Origin of the sequence: Agromyces humatus (genome assembly GCF_021228295.1) — a bacterium.
Classification (GTDB): domain Bacteria; phylum Actinomycetota; class Actinomycetes; order Actinomycetales; family Microbacteriaceae; genus Agromyces; species Agromyces humatus.
The window spans coordinates 135092-150823 of record NZ_JAJQPD010000002.1; the positions used below are offsets into that span (position 1 = coordinate 135092).

The 15732-nt window shown below is 67.2% G+C and carries 15 protein-coding genes; 8 read left to right on the forward strand and 7 right to left on the reverse strand.

The window, feature by feature from the left end; all coding sequences use genetic code 11:
- Positions 1–16: 16 nt before the first annotated feature.
- Together LSF15_RS03255 and LSF15_RS03260 are read right to left on the reverse strand one after the other, a co-directional pair.
- Entirely contained in the window at positions 17–775 is a 759-nt protein-coding gene (locus LSF15_RS03255; RefSeq protein ID WP_232497095.1) for an alpha/beta fold hydrolase, read from the reverse strand.
- A 125-nt stretch (positions 776–900) separates the two neighbouring features.
- On the reverse strand, positions 901–1137 hold the full coding sequence (locus tag LSF15_RS03260) for a DUF7455 domain-containing protein (protein ID WP_232497096.1): 237 nt from the start codon (positions 1135–1137) through the stop codon (positions 901–903).
- Between the two features lie 144 nt (positions 1138–1281).
- On the opposite strand from LSF15_RS03260, the gene LSF15_RS03265 reads away from it, so the two are divergent.
- The gene (locus LSF15_RS03265) at positions 1282–3360 is read left to right on the forward strand and encodes a DNA gyrase/topoisomerase IV subunit B (RefSeq protein WP_232497097.1); all 2079 of its coding nucleotides are present in this window, start codon (positions 1282–1284) and stop codon (positions 3358–3360) included.
- A gap of 3 nt (positions 3361–3363) precedes the next feature.
- Here the strand turns inward: LSF15_RS03265 and LSF15_RS18980 are convergent, their stop codons facing one another.
- From LSF15_RS18980 to LSF15_RS03280, 3 genes are all read right to left on the reverse strand, one after another.
- Positions 3364–3732 (reverse strand): BBE domain-containing protein, encoded by a 369-nt coding sequence (locus LSF15_RS18980; RefSeq protein ID WP_232497098.1) that lies wholly within the window; start codon positions 3730–3732, stop codon positions 3364–3366.
- The gene (locus tag LSF15_RS03275) at positions 3713–4354 is read right to left on the reverse strand and encodes an FAD-binding oxidoreductase (RefSeq protein WP_232497099.1); all 642 of its coding nucleotides are present in this window, start codon (positions 4352–4354) and stop codon (positions 3713–3715) included. The genes LSF15_RS18980 and LSF15_RS03275 overlap by 20 nt, the downstream gene beginning before the upstream one ends.
- 150 nt (positions 4355–4504) lie before the next feature.
- Positions 4505–6982, reverse strand: a complete 2478-nt coding sequence (locus LSF15_RS03280; RefSeq protein WP_232497100.1) for a DNA gyrase/topoisomerase IV subunit A — start codon at positions 6980–6982, stop codon at positions 4505–4507.
- A 76-nt stretch (positions 6983–7058) separates the two neighbouring features.
- Here LSF15_RS03280 and LSF15_RS03285 point away from each other — a divergent pair, with 76 nt between their 5' ends.
- Positions 7059–8207, forward strand: a complete 1149-nt coding sequence (locus LSF15_RS03285; RefSeq protein WP_232497101.1) for an alkaline phosphatase family protein — start codon at positions 7059–7061, stop codon at positions 8205–8207.
- Positions 8208–8277: 70 nt separating this feature from the next.
- Here LSF15_RS03285 and LSF15_RS03290 read toward each other — a convergent pair whose 3' ends face one another.
- A complete protein-coding gene (locus LSF15_RS03290; protein ID WP_232497102.1) occupies positions 8278–8865 on the reverse strand; it encodes a DUF3043 domain-containing protein in 588 nt (195 codons plus the stop codon).
- A 37-nt stretch (positions 8866–8902) separates the two neighbouring features.
- Between LSF15_RS03290 and LSF15_RS03295 the strand changes: the two genes are divergently transcribed.
- From LSF15_RS03295 to LSF15_RS18985, 6 genes are all read left to right on the forward strand, one after another.
- A complete protein-coding gene (locus LSF15_RS03295) occupies positions 8903–10351 on the forward strand; it encodes a dipeptidase (protein WP_232497103.1) in 1449 nt (482 codons plus the stop codon).
- A gap of 81 nt (positions 10352–10432) precedes the next feature.
- Positions 10433–10783: an iron-sulfur cluster insertion protein ErpA gene (gene erpA / locus LSF15_RS03300; protein ID WP_232497104.1), complete on the forward strand. Its 351-nt coding sequence runs from the start codon at positions 10433–10435 to the stop codon at positions 10781–10783.
- A gap of 198 nt (positions 10784–10981) precedes the next feature.
- A complete protein-coding gene (gene ctaC / locus LSF15_RS03305) occupies positions 10982–11875 on the forward strand; it encodes an aa3-type cytochrome oxidase subunit II (protein ID WP_232497105.1) in 894 nt (297 codons plus the stop codon).
- Between the two features lie 5 nt (positions 11876–11880).
- On the forward strand, positions 11881–13617 hold the full coding sequence (gene ctaD / locus LSF15_RS03310; RefSeq protein WP_232497106.1) for an aa3-type cytochrome oxidase subunit I: 1737 nt from the start codon (positions 11881–11883) through the stop codon (positions 13615–13617).
- Positions 13617–14039 (forward strand): cytochrome c oxidase subunit 4, encoded by a 423-nt coding sequence (locus LSF15_RS03315; RefSeq protein WP_232497107.1) that lies wholly within the window; start codon positions 13617–13619, stop codon positions 14037–14039. Before ctaD ends, LSF15_RS03315 begins: the two co-directional genes overlap by 1 nt.
- A gap of 182 nt (positions 14040–14221) precedes the next feature.
- Positions 14222–14857, forward strand: a complete 636-nt coding sequence (locus LSF15_RS18985; RefSeq protein ID WP_308188414.1) for a hypothetical protein — start codon at positions 14222–14224, stop codon at positions 14855–14857.
- On the opposite strand, the gene LSF15_RS03325 is transcribed toward LSF15_RS18985, so the two are convergent.
- Positions 14854–15714 (reverse strand): methyltransferase domain-containing protein, encoded by an 861-nt coding sequence (locus LSF15_RS03325; protein ID WP_232497109.1) that lies wholly within the window; start codon positions 15712–15714, stop codon positions 14854–14856. The genes LSF15_RS18985 and LSF15_RS03325 overlap by 4 nt on opposite strands.
- Between the last annotated feature and the right edge of the window lie 18 nt (positions 15715–15732).

Consider the following 15732-nt stretch of genomic DNA (forward strand, 5'->3'; position numbering starts at 1 on the left):
CAGGCCTCGATCGATCTCAGATCGACGCCGGCGCACCCAGGAAGTCGATCAGCAGCGGGTTCACTCGCTCGGGGTCCTCGAGGCTCGGCAGATGGCCGGCCCAGTCGAGCTGCCGTTGCACGGCCCCCTCGATGCGCGCGGTGAGGAACTCGGCAGCCCTCTGCATGCCATCGAGATCGTGCCCGCCTGAGATCACCATCGTCGGAGCGCTCACCTGTCGCAGGTCGAAATCGTCGCGATCGGCGGCGGCATCCGGCGCAGCCAGCTGCACGTCGAACGCACGCCGCTGCATCCGTGCCACGGAATCCCGGACGGAATCGCCCGCCCTAGGACCGACCCAGGTGCGCACGTTCAGGTCGACCGCACCGTCGATGTCACCGGCCTCGAGCAACGCATCCTCCGCGGCGCCGAATGCCCGCAGATCGTCGGTGGGCGCGAGCAGCCGGGTCGCCGGGCACAGGAGGACGAGACGTGTCACACGCGACGGCCAGCGCGCCGCGAACTCCTGCGCGACGCGCCCGCCGAACGACGATCCGACGAAGGCGGCGCGTTCGATTCCGAGCAGGTCGAGGAGATCACGGATGTCGCGAGCCTCGTCGTAGTCCGACATCGGTGCCGGTGTCTCGCCGTACCCGCGGAAGTCGGGCCGGATGACCCGGAACCCCGCGTCGACGAGGACGTGCCATTGCGGGTCCCACATCCGGCGATCGCAGACCGAGGAGTGGAGCAGGATCACGCACGGCCCGTCGCCGGCGATGTCATGTGCGAGCGTCATTGTCAGCAGCGTAGAGGTGATCGCCCGCAGGCCGCAAAACGGGCGGCTGGATGACCGCGGGCTTTGCCTCACGACGAACGCCCCCGGGAATCCCAGGGGCGTTCACTCAGTGGTCGATGGGGTCGTCAGTCGCGGCTGTCGGAGAGCAGACGACTCGATTCGTCGTGCCAGCTGTGCGCGATCTGCGAGAGCTTCTCCTGGTGCTTGCGACCGTGGTGGGCGCAGAACAGCAACTCGCCGCTCGCGACGACCACACGGATGTAGGCCTGCGCGCCGCAGGCGTCGCACCGATCGAGGGCAGTGAGCTCGTAAGGGGTCTCGAGTTCATCGACCGCACCGGTGGTCTCGGTGGACTGGGTCATGGGCTCCTCCTTCGTGCTCAGCTCGACGTCCGTTCATCAATGTAAACACGGACAGGAGCCGAGACCTTCCTGCGGGCCGGGCATTTCGCTCAGCGCGTAGCGCCTGCGCGCCGGTGCCGCTCGCGCGAACTAGGCTTTACCGACGTGAGCTCCGACTATTCCGCCCGCCATCTCTCCGTGCTCGAGGGCCTCGAGGCCGTGCGCAAGCGGCCCGGCATGTACATCGGTTCGACCGACTCCCGCGGCCTCATGCACTGCCTCTGGGAGATCATCGACAACTCGGTCGATGAGGCGCTCGCCGGCCACGGCGGCGAGATCGGGGTGACCCTGCACCCCGACGGCAGCGTCGAGGTGCGCGACCGCGCGCGTGGCATCCCAGTGGACATCGAGCCGAAGACAGGGCTCTCGGGTGTCGAAGTCGTGTTCACGAAGCTGCACGCGGGCGGCAAGTTCGGCTCGGGTTCATATGCGGCCTCCGGCGGACTGCACGGTGTCGGGGCATCCGTCGTCAACGCGCTCTCCGAGCGCCTCGACGTCGAAGTCGACCGCAACGGCAAGACGTGGGCGATGTCGTTCCACCGGGGTGAGCCGGGTGTGTTCGCCGACTCCGGCGCTCCGTCGCCCGACGCGCCGTTCACCCCGTTCGAAGAGCGCAGCGAGCTCCGCGTCGTCGGCAAGGTCGCGAAGGGGGTCACCGGCACGCGCATCAGGTACTGGGCCGATCGCCAGATCTTCACGAAGGGTGCCGAGTTTCAGACCGACGAACTGCTCGGCCGAGCGCGACAGACGGCATTCCTCGTACCCGGACTCGCGATCGACGTCACCGACGAGCGCGGCACGGTGGCGCACACGACCTCGTTCCAGTTCGAAGGCGGCATCTCGGAGTTCGCCGAGCATCTCGCGACCGACGCGCCGATCACCGACATCTGGCGGCTCACCGGCACCGGCACGTTCACCGAGACGGTGCCGGTGCTCACTGACGGCGGCGCAATGGTTCCCACCGAGCTGTCGCGCGAATGCCAGGTCGACATCGCGTTGCGGTGGGGCACCGGCTACGACACGGTCGTGCGCTCGTTCGTGAACATCATCGCCACGCCCAAGGGCGGAACCCACCAAACCGGGTTCGACCAGGGGCTGCTGAAATTCCTGCGCCAGCAGGTCGAGCAGAACTCTCGTCGGCTGAAGGCCGGGAACGACAAGCTCGAGAAGGACGACGTGCTCGCGGGCCTCACGGCAGTCATCACGGTGCGGCTGCCCGAACCGCAGTTCGAGGGCCAGACGAAAGAAGTGCTCGGCACGCCGGCCGTGCGCAACATCGTGTCGAACGTGCTCACCAAAGAGCTCAGTGCGCGCTTCACCTCGACGAAGCGCGACGACAAGGCGCAGTCGTCGCTGCTGCTCGACAAGGTCGTCGCCGAGATGAAATCGCGCATCTCTGCGCGCGCCCACAAAGAGACTCAACGGCGCAAGAACGCGCTCGAGAGTTCATCGCTGCCCGCGAAGCTCGTCGACTGCCGGTCGAACGACGTCGCCCATAGCGAGCTCTTCATCGTCGAAGGCGATTCCGCGCTGGGCACGGCGAAGCTCGCCCGTGACAGCGAGCACCAGGCGCTGCTGCCCATTCGCGGCAAGATCCTCAACGTGCAGAAGGCGAGTGTGGCCGACATGCTCGGCAACGCAGAGTGCGCCTCCATCATCCAGGTCATCGGGGCGGGCTCGGGCCGCAGCTTCGACATCTCGCAGGCTCGCTATGGCAAGGTCATCCTCATGGCCGACGCAGACGTCGACGGCGCGCATATCCGCACCCTGCTGCTCACGCTGTTCTTCCGGTACATGCGCCCGATGATCGAAGAGGGCCGGGTGTTCGCTGCGGTGCCGCCGCTGCACCGCGTGGTGGTGATGAACCCGGGCTCGAAGCCGAACGAGACGATCTACACCTACTCCGAGGCTGAGCTTCACGGCGTGCTCACCGCGCTCGATCGTCAGAAGAAGCGCTACCAGGATCCGATCCAGCGGTACAAGGGTCTCGGTGAGATGGACGCCGACCAACTCGCAACGACCACGATGGATCGTCGGCAGCGAACCCTGCGCCGAGTCGGCATCGGGGACGCCGAGGGCGCTGGGCGTGTGTTCGAGCTGTTGATGGGCAACGAGGTCGCCCCGCGCAAGGAATTCATCATCGAGAGTTCCGACACCCTCGAGCGCGACCGCATCGACGCCTGATCGTCAGCCGGCCGACGGTCGGATGTTCTGGTTGAGGTCGAACACGTTCCCGGGATCGTAGACCGCCTTGACGGCGGCGAGCCGCACGAGCTTGGCGTCGGAGTACGCGCGGCGAACACCGGCGACGCCTTCGTCGGCGAGCGCGTTCACGTAGACGCCGCTCGCGAATCGTTCCATGGTGGCCGCATAGCGACGGGCGGCCGCGATGCGCCGATCATCTTCCGAGGCGTCCTGCCATCGCGACGCGGCGACGAACTCGAACGCGGTGTCGCGGCCCGAGAATGCCGTCTCCTCGTCGTCGACCTCCGCGATCGCGCCTCCGTACGCCTGCAGGCTCACATTCGGCAGGTCATCAGCGTCGCGCGCGAGCACGGCGTCGATGACGTCGTCGCCGAGCTCGCTGAAGTTCGAACTCGGTGACGACGCCGAAGTTCCCGCCGCCGCCGCGCAGCGCCCAGTACAGTTCGGGGTGCGAATCGGCGCTCGCGCGCACCGTGTCACCGGACGCCGTGACCACCTCGAACGAAACCGCATTGTCGCAGGCGAGGCCGTGCCGGCGCGCGAGCCAACCCATGCCGCCACCGAGCGTCAGGCCTCCGACGCCGGTGTGCGACACATTGCCGGCGGTCGTCGCGAGGCCGTGGGTTCGGGCCGCGTCGTCGAGCGCCCCGAGCAGCGCCCCGCCTTGGACGCGCGCGCGACGCGTGCGGGGGTCGACCGAGACCGCGCCCATCGGACGAAGGTCGATCATCAGCCCGCCGTCGGGCACGGCATGGCCGACGATGCCGTGGCCCCCGCATCGGATCCCGATCTCGAGCCCATGATCGGTCGCGAATCGCACGGCTTCGACGACGTCGGCAGTTCGAGAGCATTGCACGATGTACCGAGGCCGTCGGTCGACCATCGCGTTCCAGACCGACCGCGCCGAATCGTACTCGTCGTCGCCCGGCTCCAGCACCCGCCCCAGGACCGTCGCTCGCAGGGTCGTCGTCATCGGCCGATCCCTCCGTCGGGGCGGACTCGGTCGCGGTTCGGGTCGACCCGCCGTCCGGCCACCGCCGAATATGGCCGTCGATCGCTTCGGCGTCAAGAGGCGAAGCCTCACCGCCAGGCCGGCGGGCCCGCAGATCAGCTGATCAGCTGATCACCTGATCTGGGCGCCGACCGCCGTGATCACCGCGTCGAGGGCCTGACCAGATGCGTCACGCTTCGCGCCGACATCGGGCAGTTGCCGAGCCGAGCCGTCGCTGGCGACCGCGAGTGCGGGGGAACGCCCGACCCACGCGAGGTGCAGCGCGTCTTCACCCCTCAGGAATCGCTGGGCACGCACACCGCCCGTAGCGCGCCCCTTGGCCGGGAACTCCGCGAACTCACTGACCTTCGCGCTGCCGGCGTCGGTGCCGAGCAGGGTGTCGCTGCTCGCCGCGATCGTGACGACGACCGCCTCGCCGGCGTCGTCGCGTGGCACGCTCGCGAAGTGGATGACGTGCGCGCCGCCGCCGAGATTGAGTCCGGCCATTCCACCGGCCGGACACCCCTGCGGACGAACCGACGCGGCCGGGAATCGCAGCAACTGCGCATCTGAGGCGACGAACACGAGCTCATCGGTCTCGTCGCCCTGAACGGCGCCGACGACCTCGTCGCCGGCTTTCAGGCCGATGACCTCGAACTCGGGCTTGTTCGGGTAGGCGCCGGTGGAGACCCGCTTGACGACCCCCTGCTTGGTGCCGAGCACGATCGACCGGTCGCTCGTGAGCGAGACGAGCGCGAGCACCTTCTCGTCGCGGTTGGGGAGCGCGAGGTAGTCGCCGATGCGCACGCCGGCACCGAGTTGCACCGACGTGGGCGGGAGCATCGGCAGGTCGACGGGAGTGAACCTGATGAGTCGCCCGAGGCTCGTCACCGCCCCGATCTCGGCCCGGCTGGTGGTGTCGAGCACCGACCTGATGGCATCGTGCTTGCTGCGGCGCGCGGGCGACGTGATGCTCGGTGCGCCGTCGGGTCCTTCGGGAAGATCGACACGGGCGATGCGGCCCGTGACCGAGAGGAACACGCGACACGGGACATCCGCCACCTCGAGAGCGGCGGCAGCCGCCCGTTTGGCCGCGGCCCCGGCGACCGAAGGTCGCGCATCGGTCAGCAGGGTACGGCGCGGCGTGCCGTAGCGTTCGGCGACCTCGGCGAGCTCATCGGAGACGAGTGCCTCGATGCGATGACGACTGGCGAGCAGCGCCTCGAGCTCGTCGATCTCGGCGCGCAGCTTGTCGCGCTCGGCCTCGAGTTCGAGGCGTGAGAACTTCGTGAGCCGGCGCAGTTGCAGTTCGAGGATGTACTCGGCCTGCACCTGGCTGAGGTCGAACACCTCGATGAGCCGCGAGCGCGCCGCCGCCGTGTCGTCGCTCGATCGGATGAGCTGGATGACCTCGTCGATGTCGAGGATGGCGATGAGCAGGCCCTCGACGAGGTGCAGGCGCTCTTTACGACGGGCGAGCCGGTATTGGGACCGGCGCGTGACGACGGCGATGCGATGGGCGACATAGACCTGCAGCAGTTCGCGCAGCCCAAGGGTCTGCGGGCCGCCGCCGACGAGCGCGACGTTGTTGATGTTGAAGGAGTCTTCGAGCGGGGTCAGCCGGTAGAGCTGTTCGAGCACGGCGTCGGGGCTGAAGCCGGTCTTGATACCGATGACGAGTCGCAGCCCGTTGGTGCGGTCAGTCAGATCGGTGACGTCGGAGATGCCGCTGATCTTCTTGGCGTTGACGCCGTCTTTGATCTTCTCGATGACCTTCTCGGGGCCGACGAGGTAGGGGAGCTCGGTGACGACGAGCCCCGTCTTGCGGGCCGTGATGGCCTCGACGCGCACCTTGGCCCGCGTCTTGAAGGCTCCGCGGCCGGTGGCATAGGCGTCTTTGATGCCGGCGAGCCCCACGATCGTGCCACCGGTGGGCAGGTCGGGCCCGGGCACGAACTCCATGAGTTCGTCGAGCGTCGCGTTCGGGTGGGCGATGAGATGCCGTGCAGCGCCGACGACCTCGATGAGGTTGTGGGGGGCCATGTTCGTGGCCATGCCGACGGCGATGCCGCTTGCGCCGTTCACGAGCAGGTTCGGGTAGGCCGCGGGAAGCACTTCGGGCTGGGTGAGCTGGTTGTCGTAGTTCGGCACGAAGTCGACGACGTCTTCGTCGAGTCCCTCGCTCATCGCGAGCGCGGGCGGGGCCAGGCGTGCCTCGGTGTAGCGCGCGGCGGCGGGGCCGTCGTCGAGGGAGCCGAAGTTGCCGTGACCGTCGATGAGCGGCACGCGCAGCGTGAACGCCTGCGCCATGCGCACGAGCGCGTCGTAGATTGCGGTGTCGCCGTGGGGATGCAGCTTGCCCATGACCTCGCCGACGACGCGCGCCGACTTCACGTGCCCGCGATCGGGCCGCAGGCCCATTTCGGTCATCTGGTAGACGATGCGCCGCTGAACGGGTTTGAGGCCGTCGCGCGCGTCGGGCAGTGCCCGCGAGTAGATGACCGAATAGGCGTACTCGAGAAACGAGCCCTGCATCTCGGTGGCGACGTCGACGTCTTCGATGCGTTCGACGATCGGTTCGTCGGCGGGCGGGTTCTTGGCTCGGGTCATCCGTGTTCTCTGCTGCGGGGCGTGCGTTGCACGCGGTGGAACTGGGGCGCGCCCGGCCTGTGCCAGACTGGGCGCGATGCCTGCAATGCTACCGGTGCCCGCCGACAGCGCCGGGCGGCTTGCCGCGGTGCTCGACAGTTCGCTCGCAAGCATCGCCGCAGAGCCCAACGTGCTCGCACTGCCGCCGGCGCGCAGCACCGTCGTCGTACTCGCCGACGGTCTCGGCGCCGCCAACATCCAGCAACGCGCTGGCCATGCGCGCTACCTCGCGTCGCGACTCGCCAAGCGCGATGTCATCCGTACCGTCTTCCCGTCGACGACGGCGGCGGCGCTCGCGAGCCTCACGACCGGTCGCATGCCCGGCGAGCACGGGCTCGTGGGCTATCGCGTGCTCGATGCGGCCGGCGACCGCCTCGTGAACCAGCTGAGCGGCTGGGACGACGGCATGCGACCCGAAACGTGGCAGCGGCTGCCGACGCTCTTCGAGCAGGCCGGCGAGCGCGGCATCGCCACGTTCGCCATCGGGGCGCCGCGCTATGCCGACTCGGGGTTCACGCGCGCGGTCCTTCGGGGTGCCGAGTATCGCGCCGGCGCCACGATCGCCGACCGGTTCGCCGAGGCGCTCCACGTGCTGCAGTCGGCAGATCCCGCGCTCGTCTACCTGTACGTGCCCGAGCTCGATCAGGCGGCCCACGCGCACGGCTGGCAGTCCGATCGATGGCTCGGCTTCCTCGAAGTGCTCGATGCCGAGATCGCGGCGCTCGATGAGCGGATGCCCCGTGGCTCCGGCCTGCTCGTGACCGCCGACCACGGGGTCATCGACGTGCCGGCGCACCGGCACCGCTTCATCGACGCGCAACCCGCCCTCGTCGACGGCGTGCGCCACGTCGGCGGCGAGCCGCGATGTCTCTCCCTGTATCTCGAACCCGGTCTCGACTCGGCCGGGCGGGCCGATCTCGTCGATCGGTGGCGTGTCGCCGAGGGCGATCGGGCGTGGGTGCTCACGCGCGACGAGGCGATCGCCGCCGGACTCTACGGCCCGGTCGAGGCCGAGGTGCGTTCACGCATCGGCGACGTGATCGTGTCGGCGCGGGCGGGCGTGGCCTACTACGACCGCCGCGAGCCCAATCGGCAGGCCGAGTCGATGATCGGCCAGCACGGGTCACTGAGCGACGACGAGACCCGCGTGCCGCTCATCCGAGCGGGGGCGTACGCGCGACGCTGAATCGCGGCCGCGAGACATCCGGTTCGCGGTTCGACTCGGCAGCATCGTGGATCGGTCGCCGCGCCGCCGATCAGGAGGGGTACTGACCGCGCTTCACCTGCGGCTTCGGCAGGCGCAGCGGGCGCAGCTGGAGTGCGCGCATCGCGGCATACCAACGCACCCGCTCGACCTTGTCGGCCCCGAACTTCGCCGACAGCTTCTTGTTGAGGATGAAGCCGAGGATGACGACGTCGATGACGGCGATCACGAAGAACGCCCAGAGCGCCAGAATGCCGGCGTACTGCACCTCGGGCGACGGGATGAAGGTGAGCACGATGACCGCGAACATGACGGGGATCAGGACCTCGCCGATGCTGAAGCGGGCGTCGACGTAGTCGCGCACATACTTCTTCTGCGGGCCGCGGTCGCGCATGGGAAGGTACCGCTCGTCGCCCATCGCCATGCCGACGCGGGCCTTCTCGCGGGATTCGGCGGCCTTGGCACGGGCCTGCTTGGCCGCCTCTTTGCGGTCGTTCGGCACGAGCGGACGCTTGCGAGCGGCTTCCTGCGCTGCACGGCTGGGGGTGGGAGCACCCTTGGTGCCGTTCTTCAGGCGGGCCTGAGTCTCATCGAGCGACTCGGCGCTCGGTTGTTCTGTGCTGTCGGGTTGCTTGGCCACGGGATTCCTCGAATCGGTTCCCCTTAAGATTACCGGCATGACCGACCCCCTCCTCACCGAACCCGGATCCGATGAAGTCGACCTCCGTCTCGAGGCGTTCCGCACTGCCGTCGAGGCCGGATTCCCCGTGACCATCGCCGACCTCGCCCACCTCGTGAAGATCCCCTCGGTCTCCTGGCCGGCCTTCGATCCCGCGAACGTGCAGCGCTCGGCCGACGCCGTCGCAGCGCTGGTGCGCGCGCTCGGCGTCTTCGACCTCGTCGACGTGCGCCGTGCGCCCGTCGCCGACAGCGAGGAGCGATCGGATGACCCGGAGTTGGGGCTGCCTGCAGTCGTCGCGCACCGCGCGGCCCGCAACGGGCGTCCCACCGTGCTGTTGTACGCCCACCACGACGTGCAGCCCCCCGGGCGCGAGGAGGACTGGGATTCGGCGCCGTTCGAGCCCACCCAGCGAGGCGACCGGCTCTACGGTCGCGGCGCGGCCGACGACAAGGCCGGCGTCATGGCGCACATCGGCGCGATCCGAGCCCTGACCGAGGTGCTCGGAGCCGACTTCGACCTCGGCATCTCGCTGTTCATCGAGGGCGAAGAGGAGTACCTGTCGCAGTCGTTCGCGAACTTCCTGCGCGAGAACCGCGAACTCCTGGCGGCCGACGCGATCATCGTCGCGGACTCGTCGAACTGGGACCTCGAGACGCCGGCGATCACCGTGGCGCTCCGCGGCGCGGTGGCCTTCAACCTGCGCGTCGAGACGCTCGCGCACGCCTCGCACTCGGGCATGTTCGGGGGAGCGGTGCCCGATGCGATGCTCGCAACCATCCGGCTGCTCGATTCGCTGTGGAACGAAGACGGTTCGGTCGCCGTCGAGGGGCTCACCGCCGCAAGCCTCGTGACGCCCGACTACGACGAGGCGCAGTTGCGTGCCGAGGCCGGGCTGCTCGACGGCGTCTCGCCCATCGGTCGCGGCTCGATCCTCTCGCGGATCTGGGCCCAACCGGCCATCACCATCACCGGCATCGACGCGCCCGACATCGCGAACGCCTCGAACACGCTGATCCCGGGTACGCGAGTGCGGGTCAGTGCACGGATCGCGCCAGGGCAGGACGCCGCCGAAGCCTTCGCCGAGATCCGGGCCCACCTCGAGGCGAACGCGCCGTTCGGTGCCCGCCTGACGTTCGAGGACGTCGACACGGGTCAGCCGTTCCTCGTCGACACGAGCGGCTGGGCCGTCGCCGAGACGCGGGCTGCCATGGCCGACGCGTGGGGCAAGGCGCCCATCGAGATCGGCATCGGCGGGTCGATCCCGTTCATCGCCGAACTGGTCGACGAGTTCCCCCATGCGCAGATTCTCGTGACCGGCGTCGAAGATCCCGAATCGCGTGCGCACAGCCCCAACGAGTCGCTGCACCTCGGCGTATTCAAGCGCGCGCTGCTCGCCGAGACGCTGTTCCTCGCACGGCTCGACGCACGTGCGTCGGATTCCTGAACGCGAGCCGGGCGCGCGCACGGATTCGGCGGTTACCATTGATACAGCGAATCCCGCGTTCCTGACGCACCGAGGAGAGACATGAGCGACACGATCACCGAGACCAAGCACGGCGTGAAGCTGAGCGACCCCGCCGCCGACAAGGTGCGCAGCCTCCTCGAACAAGAGGGGCGCGACGACCTGCGTCTGCGTGTCGCCGTCCAGCCCGGTGGTTGCTCGGGGCTGATCTACCAGCTCTACTTCGACGAGCGTCTGCTCGACGGCGATGCCGTCGTCGACTACTCGGGCGTCGAGGTCGTCGTCGACAAGATGAGCGTCCCCTACCTCGACGGGGCGTCCATCGATTTCGAGGACACGATCCAGAAGCAGGGCTTCACGATCGACAACCCAAACGCGGAGGGCAGCTGCGCGTGTGGTGACTCGTTCCACTGAGCCATACACCACTTCTCCGAAGGGAGGCCGCGAATCGCGGCCTCCCTTCGGCGTTTCCGCCGGTCGGAGCGCTCAGCGGCACGCCGCCACGCCCGACACCGTGGCTCGGTGCACACCACGGGGGCCGAGGCGGAGTAGGCTGATGTCGATCGCCGCGCTTCACTGTGAAGCGCCTTCGAGTCTCCCGAAAGGTCACTGGTGCGCCACAATCGCCGTCTCCGATGGGCTGCTATTCCGATTGCAGCGTCTCTCAGTCTCGTGCTCGCTGGGTGCACGCAGGCTCAGCTGAACGGATTCCTCCCCGGTTTCGTCGAGGGTGAGTCGCCGGTCACGAACCACACCGAGCGGGTCTCGGGCCTGTGGGTCACGTCGTGGATCGTGCTGCTCATCGTCGGCATCATCACCTGGGGACTCACGATCTGGGCCGTCATCGCATATCGTCGCCGCAAGGGCCAGACGGGCCTCCCGGTGCAGATGCGCTACAACATGCCGATCGAGATCTTCTACACGGTGATCCCGCTGATCCTGGTGCTCGGTTTCTTCGCCTTCACCGCCCGCGATCAGGCGGCCATCGAGCAGCGATTCGCCGAAGACGAGGTCGACGTCCAGGTCGAGGTCATCGCCAAGCAGTGGGCATGGGACTTCAACTACGTCAAGGAAGACGTCTATTCACCCGGCATCCAGGGGCAGCTCGCCGATGAGGGCCCCAAGGGATCGCTCGTCCAGTCCGAACTTCCCACCTTGGTGCTTCCGGTCGGGGCGAACGTCGAGATCGAGCTCCAGTCGCGTGACGTGATCCACTCGTTCTGGGTCGTCGACTTCCTCTACAAGAAAGACATGTTCCCCGGCAAGACCAACTACATGTCATTCATCCCCGAGCGCGAGGGAACCTACGCCGGAAAGTGCGCCGAACTCTGCGGCGAGTACCACTCGTTGATGCTCTTCAACGTCGAAGTGGTGTCGCAGACCGAATACGACGACTACATCGACTCGCTCCGCGACCTCGGTCAAGAGGGCCAACTGTCGAGTGAGTACGACCGCAATCAGAACCTGCCCGGCACGGGCGAGCCCGAACTTCAAGAGGAGCAGTAAGCCGAATGAGCACCACGACCGCACCGGCTCGGCCGCAGTCGAGCAGCGTCCCGTTCGGCGCCTCCAAGGTCGAGCGCAAGGGCAACATCCTCGTCCGGTGGGTAACCTCCACCGACCACAAGGTCATCGGGTACATGTACCTGATCACCTCGTTCGTCTACTTCTGCGTCGGCGGCGTGATGGCGCTGATCATCCGTGCCCAGCTCTTCGAGCCCGGCCTCGAGATCGTGCAGACGCGTGAGCAGTACAACCAGCTGTTCACCATGCACGGCACGATCATGCTGCTGATGTTCGCCACCCCGCTGTTCTTCGGTTTTGCGAACACGCTGATGCCGCTGCAGATCGGCGCGCCCGATGTGGCGTTCCCGAGGCTCAACGCGCTCTCGTACTGGTTCTTCAACTTCGGTTCGCTCATGGCCGTGGCCGGATTCTTCACACCGCAGGGTGCCGCCTCGTTCGGCTGGTTCGCGTATCAGCCACTCGCGTCGACGACATTCTCGCCAGGAGTCGGCGGCAACCTCTGGATGCTCGGCCTCGGTCTCTCGGGATTCGGAACCATCCTCGGTGGTGTGAACTTCATCACGACCATCATCACGATGCGCGCGCCGGGCATGACGATGTTCCGCATGCCGATCTTCACCTGGAACACGCTCGTCACGTCGATCCTGGTCCTCATGGCTTTCCCGGTGCTCGCGGCCGCGCTGCTCGCTGCTGCAGCCGACCGCGTGTTCGGCGCCCACATCTACGATCCAGCCAACGGTGGTGTCATCCTCTGGCAGCACCTGTTCTGGTTCTTCGGGCATCCAGAGGTCTACATCATCGCGCTGCCGTTCTTCGGCATCGTGTCCGAGATCTTCCCTGTCTTCAGCCGCAAGCCGATCTTCGGCTACAAGACCTTGATCTACGCGACGATCGCGATCGCCGCACTGTCGGTCACCGTCTGGGCGCACCACATGTACGTGACGGGGTCGGTGCTGCTGCCGTTCTTCGCGCTCATGACGATGCTCATCGCTGTACCGACCGGAGTGAAGATCTTCAACTGGATCGGCACGATGTGGCGTGGCTCGATCACGTTCGAGACGCCATTGCTCTGGTCGCTCGGCTTCCTCGTCACGTTCGTCTTCGGCGGCCTGACCGGTGTCATCCTCGCGTCTCCACCACTCGACTTCCACGTCTCCGACACCTACTTCGTCGTGGCTCACTTCCACTACGTCGTGTTCGGAACGGTCGTGTTCGCGATGTTCGCCGGCTTCTACTTCTGGTGGCCGAAGTGGACCGGCAAGCTGCTCAACGAACGGCTCGGCAAGTGGCACTTCTGGCTGCTGTTCATCGGCTTCCACACGACATTCCTCGTGCAGCACTGGCTCGGTGTCGTCGCGATGCCGCGTCGGTACTACTCGTACCTGCCCGAAGACAACATCACTTGGATGAACCAGCTCTCGACCTTCGGCGCGGGCATCCTCGCAGTCTCGTTGATCCCGTTCTTCCTGAACGTCTACATCACGGCACGTCGCGCACCGAAGGTCACCGTGAACGACCCCTGGGGCTACGGCGGTTCGCTCGAGTGGGCCACGAGCTGCCCGCCGCCGCGCCACAACTTCACCTCGATCCCGCGCATCCGTTCGGAGCGCCCGGCGTTCGACCTCAACCACCCTGAAGCGGGGATCCCCGTCGGCATCGGCCCCGCGAAGGACGCTCCCCAATCGCCGACGTACGACGCGGCCACCGAGGAGATCAAGTAATGCGCGCCAACGTCAACCTCTTCTGGATCCTCACGGGATTCTTCGGGATCACCGCGGTTGCCTACGGATTCTGGACGGCGGCCGATGAAGGAGACCCCGGCATCGAGTGGGCGGGCACCATCGCCGTCTCCTTGGCCGGCGTGCTTTCGGCGTTCATCGCGTTCTATCTCGGCCGCGTGCACAAGGCGCAGGGAGCGGAGCTCCCCGAGGACCGACTGGATGCGAACATCGACGACGGCGACGCCGAGTTGGGCTTCTTCAGCCCGTGGAGCTGGTGGCCGGTCACCCTCGCGGCCGCCGCCGCGCTCGCGTTCCTCGGACTGGCGATCGGCCCTTGGATCACGTTCGTCGCCGTGCCGCTCGCGATCGTTGCGCTCGTCGGCTGGGTGTACGAGTACTACCGCGGAAACTTCGCCCGATAGGGCGTTGCGCTCCAGAGAAAGCCCCGACGCTTCGCGCCGGGGCTTTCGTGATCGTGCCGGCAGCGCAGTACGTGCACGCGTCACGCGCGCACAGCCCCGACGATGCACCATGATCTGTCGCTGTGACGATAGCGCGGCTCGAATCCGTGACGTCGGAGTGTGTCGATCATCGCCCCGGGCTCGTGGATGAATCCTCGGTAGGTTTTGCGCGAAAGTCGCAGCATGAGGTTACCGACGACGAGAACGGCCCGGCGTGCGAGTGTGCGCGGTGGGTGGCTGAAGACGATCGTGTGGCGTGCTCGATCCGCAGCTGCGCCAAGCAGGTGCTCGACATCGGGGTAGCAGCAGACCACCCGGTGCAGCACGACGATGTCGGCGACGTCGACTCGTCCAGGCGTCGCGGCGAGATCGATGCCGAGCAGCCGCCTGATCCGACCCGTGACCCCTGCTTCGTCGATCAGGCGGGAGGCCTCGGCCTCGTATGCTCCGGAGAGTTCGAGATTGACGGTGCGTGCCGCACCCCGAGCAAGCAGCTCGAGCTGAATCTCACCGACTCCGCCGCCGACCTCGAGGACTGTGGCATCGTGGACGCCGGTCGACGAGAGGAAGCTGACGATGCGCCGCTCTGGCAGGGTGAGCCCCTTTCGTCGATAGCGACGGGCTGTCTTGCGAGCGAATCGGTCATCGAAGACCTCCTCGTACCTCTCGGCACCCGGCGCCGCGCAGCAATCGTCCATGGCATCAGTATGCAACCCGTCGGAGCGCATGGGAGTGCCCGATCCTGGGATCACCGGCGGCAACCCGTCGCGAAGATCTAAGCCGGAACCTCAGGTGAGCGCTCGAAGGTCAAGACCTCGACCGAAACAGTGACCTCGACTGATGCCCCATCGCGCAGATCGTGACGAGCCAGTCGGTCACCATGGTGTGCCGACGGCCCCATGTTCGCAAGAAGGGCGCGGGTCGCGGCTTCCGCGCTGAACGTGTACTCGGGTGACGTGGTCGACCGGAGCACGAGACCCGATTCAGAGAGCTGCTCGGCGACCCGGTCGGACTTGCCTGCGGGCACGTCGAGGAGCGTACCGGTGCGTCGGATCTCCTGGAGGTGGGCAGCTGTCGGAACGACCACGATCAACACGCCACCCGGCTTGAGGACGCGTGCGTATTCAACCGCGTTGCGGGGCGCGAAGACGTTGAGGACGACATCGACGACACCGTCGCGGAGGGGGAGTGGGCGCCAGAGGTCGAGCACCACGCCCGTCGCCGCCGGGATCGCACGTAGGCTCATGCGAACGGCATCGGGCGACCGATCGGCGAGCAGGAATGCGGCCTCGGGGACTCGGTGTGAGAGCACGGTCGAGTAGTAGCCGGTGCCGCAACCGAGATCGGCGATCCGAAGTGCATCGCCGCCTGCGGCCGCCTGCTGCGCCAACACGGCATCGGAGATCGCCGCTGCGATCGGCGAGTAGGCGCCGCTGTCGAGCAGTGCGGTGCGTGCCTCGAGCATCTCGCGATCGTCGCCGACGGTGCGAGGCGCTTTCGGTGGAAGCAGCGTGAGATACCCGTGCTTGGCGCGGTCGTAGCGGTGACCCGATGCACATCCGAACACACGCTCGTCGATCTCTGTGAGGTCGAGGAAGCAGTTCGGGCACCGAAGCCAGGTCGAATCGATCGACATGACTCGGTGCCCGAACTC

Bases quoted from the DNA above. Each gene is read 5' to 3' on its own strand.
- LSF15_RS03255 (WP_232497095.1), bottom strand. From the start codon at position 775: ATGACGCTCGCACATGACATCGCCGGCGACGGGCCGTGCGTGATCCTG.
- LSF15_RS03260 (WP_232497096.1), bottom strand. From the start codon at position 1,137: ATGACCCAGTCCACCGAGACCACCGGTGCGGTCGATGAACTCGAGACC.
- erpA (WP_232497104.1), top strand. From the start codon at position 10,433: ATGAGCGACACGATCACCGAGACCAAGCACGGCGTGAAGCTGAGCGAC.
- ctaD (WP_232497106.1), top strand. From the start codon at position 11,881: ATGAGCACCACGACCGCACCGGCTCGGCCGCAGTCGAGCAGCGTCCCG.
- LSF15_RS03325 (WP_232497109.1), bottom strand. From the start codon at position 15,714: ATGTCGATCGATTCGACCTGGCTTCGGTGCCCGAACTGCTTCCTCGAC.
- LSF15_RS03315 (WP_232497107.1), top strand. From the start codon at position 13,617: ATGCGCGCCAACGTCAACCTCTTCTGGATCCTCACGGGATTCTTCGGG.
- LSF15_RS03295 (WP_232497103.1), top strand. From the start codon at position 8,903: ATGACCGACCCCCTCCTCACCGAACCCGGATCCGATGAAGTCGACCTC.
- LSF15_RS03285 (WP_232497101.1), top strand. From the start codon at position 7,059: ATGCCTGCAATGCTACCGGTGCCCGCCGACAGCGCCGGGCGGCTTGCC.
- LSF15_RS03280 (WP_232497100.1), bottom strand. From the start codon at position 6,982: ATGACCCGAGCCAAGAACCCGCCCGCCGACGAACCGATCGTCGAACGC.
- LSF15_RS03275 (WP_232497099.1), bottom strand. From the start codon at position 4,354: ATGACGACGACCCTGCGAGCGACGGTCCTGGGGCGGGTGCTGGAGCCG.